2 protein-coding genes and 2 pseudogenes are annotated in these 3,671 nt (G+C 68.7%); 3 read left to right on the top strand and 1 reads right to left on the bottom strand.

What is annotated here, in order from left to right; translation table 11 throughout:
* The first annotated feature begins 469 nt into the window (after nt 1–469).
* Nucleotides 470–832 carry a DUF6207 family protein gene (locus ACJA3G_RS32915; RefSeq protein WP_406556695.1) on the top strand — a complete coding sequence of 121 codons (363 nt, stop codon included), beginning with the start codon at nt 470–472 and terminating at the stop codon, nt 830–832.
* Here the strand turns inward: ACJA3G_RS32915 and ACJA3G_RS32910 are convergent.
* Nucleotides 747–1,289: pseudogene (locus ACJA3G_RS32910) on the bottom strand (hypothetical protein). The gene ACJA3G_RS32915 and the pseudogene ACJA3G_RS32910 sit on opposite strands and share 86 nt — an antisense overlap.
* A 551-nt stretch (nt 1,290–1,840) precedes the next feature.
* Here ACJA3G_RS32910 and ACJA3G_RS32905 point away from each other — a divergent pair.
* Together ACJA3G_RS32905 and ACJA3G_RS32900 are read left to right on the top strand one after the other, a co-directional pair.
* On the top strand, nt 1,841–2,452 hold the full coding sequence (locus ACJA3G_RS32905) for an RNA polymerase sigma factor (RefSeq protein ID WP_406556694.1): 612 nt from the start codon (nt 1,841–1,843) through the stop codon (nt 2,450–2,452).
* A pseudogene (locus tag ACJA3G_RS32900) lies at nt 2,449–3,671 on the top strand (hypothetical protein); the annotation flags it as partial. The gene ACJA3G_RS32905 and the pseudogene ACJA3G_RS32900, both read left to right, overlap by 4 nt.

The raw sequence follows: 3,671 nt of genomic DNA, 5'->3' as shown, positions 1-3,671 counted from the left end.
GACGTGATGGAGCAGCCCCGGCCCCGCGGTGGTGGGCGGTGACGTGTTGCTGGTCCCGGTCGCTGTGTTCGTCATCGGCCCAGGCGAAGGGACGGCCGCGTGCATAGTGCACGAGCTCACGGGGTCAACAGTCGACGCCACGAGCGGTCCCCTGGCTCCTGGAACGCCAGGCAGGCAGCCGAGCCAGCCCTGAGGAGCAAAACCTCTGCCGGCTGGACGTAACCAGCAGCAGGTCCTGGCGCGGGGCCAGGGCGCCAGGCAGCTCGGGGCGCAGGCACGGCTCCGTGGTCAAGGTACCGCCGCCAGCCCGCCGTGCCAGCGTCCCCAATGCTCCCTGCCCCTCCCCCGGACAGCCCATGCTGTGAACGGTGCGAGCGGGCCCGTCAAGCCCCTGCGCAGCCGTCCCTCGTATGGGTGCTTCGTGCTCCGTCACACAACCGCCGACCCACGCGGAGCCGTCTCTTACGGCATGGCCATCGATGAGCAGCACCTTGACCAGCCTGGTCTGGCCGTCCTGGATATCACCGCCGCGGACGAGGACACCGCCCGCGTCGTGAGGGAGTGCCTGCAGCAGTTGTGGGCGACTTCCGGTGTCGCCCCGGTACGGCGCGTCCCCGGCCAGGCGCGGTGTCCGGGTACGGGTGTACGCCGACGTACGACGCCGCCCCGGGGCAGCGGACTGAAGGCGCTGACCTTGCCGTCGTCGCGGCATCGGGCACGTGGCTGTCTGAAGAACTGTTGCGTGCTCAGCCGGTGGTCCGGGTGTCCGGGGACTGGGCGAAGCCGGCGAGCGTGCGGAAGTCGTCCCCGCGCGGAGAGATGTGCGCGTTGACGTGATGGAGCAGCCCCGGCCCCGCGGTGGTGGGCGGTGACGTGTTGCTGGTCCCGGTCGCTGTGTTCGTCATCGGCCCAGGCGAAGGGACGGCCGCGTGCATAGTGCACGAGGGGCCCGTCTTCCATTGGGCCCCGCCGGGGCGCTCCTGGAACAACGCTCCGCTGAAAGGGAGTTCAGGGAGGTTGGGTAGCGGAGCGATCCACCGGTTGGCACCCGTCCCTGAAGGTGGTCGCTTGGCACAACTCGTAGTCGAGCTGGAGCAGGTATCGCCCCGTGTTCCGGTTGTGCCAGACCCGCAAGGGGCGCCGCCGGGCTGAGACGGCTTTGGGACCGTGAGGAGTTGTGCTGTGCTGGGGCATTTTGCGTGTGGTGTAGCCGTGGGCGCGCTTCTCCGGCTGGCCGCATAGACGTTGAGCGGACGGTCCACGTCGAGGAACAGCAGCGGTCGGTTCATGACCGCCCCCCCGGGTGCAGCTCGGCGTCGGCTGCCCCGTGGCAGTTCAGGTGCGCCGGTCATGGCTGCTCGGGCTGGACGGGATGCGAGGACGCCGACGTGGCAGAGTCGTTGACGTCCTGCCCGGGGTGGGTGTGCAACGGCGCTCAGGGAATTCACTCGCTCGGGTGAATCGGGGTGTTGGTGAGGGAGAAGTAGGCTCTGGGGCTCGTCTGAGGGGCGAGGACGCACGATCGGCTGTGTCCCGCCGTCGGATGGAGAACCATTCTCATGTCACCGTCCTTGGAGTGGACCGGGTATATCCCGGCCGCCGTGAGCGCGGTGCACGCGCTGGGTGCCCTGGTGCACCGGTACCGGCCGAGCGCTGTCCGCTGGAAAGCCCGACGGGTGCAGGTGAGCACAGGTCCGCGGAAGGCGAGGCACGGCCGGCGTGATGCGCAGGTGCTTGTCGTGCGGGTGGATATCACCGAGGAAGGCGCGGTGAGGGTGGGGCTCAGAGTCGATACCGCCCGGGCTGCCAGCAGCCGGGGAGCTGGCAGGGAGCGGGGCCCGTGGTAGGCGATGACGCCGCAGGCCAGGAATTCACAGGCGAGGGGCCCGTGCAGGAAGAGGACGTGGCGCAGCGGCTGCTGAGCGCGTATTCCAAATTTGTTGAGGCGGAGCCGTTCACGTTGCGGCGTCTGTACCGGTCGCTGCCGTTGGCCACCTGTCAGGACATTGTGCAGGAGGCGTATTTGAAGGTGGGGCGTAAGGCGGCGGCCGGGGAGCTGGCGGCGGATACGGATGTCATGGCGTATCTGTGCCGGACGGCCCGCAATCTCGCTGTCGACCTGTTGCGTCAGCAGTCCGCCCGTGAGCGGTTCTTACGGGGCCTGAACGGGCTGGAGCCGGTCCTGCGGCCACGGGAGCCTGCCGACGATGATGTTGAAGCGATAGAGCTGGTGGCGCGGGAGATCGAGCGGATGCCGCTGGGGCAGCGCCGGCAGGTGGTTGATCTGCAGAGCAAAGGGCTGAGTGATGCGGAGATCGCCGCTGCGCTCGGCATACCTGCGCGCCGTATCCACAATCTTCGCAATAAGGCGATCGCGTACCTAAGGCGCAAGCTCACGGGGCATATTCGAGATGGGCACCGCAAGCAGCTGCGCGCAAGGAAAGACAGGTGACGGATGTGAGCAGGTACGACGGCCCCGACGGTGGGGCGGGCCGCCCGGAGCCGCAGGTCCCGGCCGCACTCGCCCGCCTGCTGGACCAGCTCGCGGGGCCGTATGACTTCTGGGACCGGCCCGATGGGCACTTCGGCCCGCTGACGGAGAAGTACCGGCTCTCCGCTGAGGAGCGTGCGCACGCCAACTCGCTCTACCGGCTCGGTTCGAAGGCGCTGATGAAGGGGGAGTTGCTGCGTGCCGCGCAGTGGCTGGGGCCCGCCGCTGAAGCCGGTCATCCGGGAGCTTTGTTCCGTCTGGCTTTAGTGGCCATGCGTGCGGACTGGGACCGCAGGGAAGACGTGCGGTTCTTCATCGCCGAAGCAGCCCGGCACGGTCACGGTGACGCCCGCCGCCTGTTGGCCGCCACCGCCCACCGCCGGCCTTTCCCCGACGACCCGTCCACGCCAATCCAGGACCGTCTCTTCTTTAACGAGATCCGTCAGGGACTGGGCGTGAGCGAAGAGATGCTCACGCCCGAAGCAACGCAGACGGCGGCACCGGTCCCTGCGGCACCCCGGCTCGTCCTCGTGCCACCCCCCACACTCCCGACCCAGAACAGGCCCGGCTCCCTGGGACTTGCGTCCCAGGCTGAGGATCGACAACGGACCCGTTTGAGGCCGCTCGACGGTGAAACCACGGCTCCGCTGATCCTGCCGCTGAGCGATCCAGCGCCGTATCTGGCGGCAGCAGCCGCCGGCGCCGCCGCCGCTGCCCGTTCAGACGGGAGGCCTCACCAACGTGAAGGGAACAATCGCACCGAGCCCTGGTGGTCGGCGAACGCCTTGCGCCCGGCCGTCCTCACCGACATGTCCCGCACCAAAACCCTGCCCGCGCAGGCACCAGCACAACAGGCAGCCGCCTTCCGCGCCCTCGAACTCCTCCTGCACATCCAGGCCGCCGAGGGCATCACCACCCGCGACCTCGCCCGGCGCACCGGGATCAGCATGGCCGACACGTCGTGGCTGTTGCACTGGCTGCGCGCCCAGTTCTTCATCAAGACCGTCGGCGGCGCCCACTCCCCCGGACCCGTCCTGGACATGGCCGCCCGCACCGATCAGCATGAGCAGCTGATGCAACAGATTCTCGACGGCCTGCGGGACCAGATCGGCGCCGCGGTTTATCTGGCCAGATACCGCGACGGAGAGATTGATGTCCTGCAGTCCTCCCACAGCCCCAC

It is taken from the genome of Streptomyces sp. YS-3 (assembly GCF_045257485.1).
GTDB lineage: Bacteria > Actinomycetota > Actinomycetes > Streptomycetales > Streptomycetaceae > Streptomyces.
This window is presented reverse-complemented; position numbering and strand designations above follow the sequence as displayed.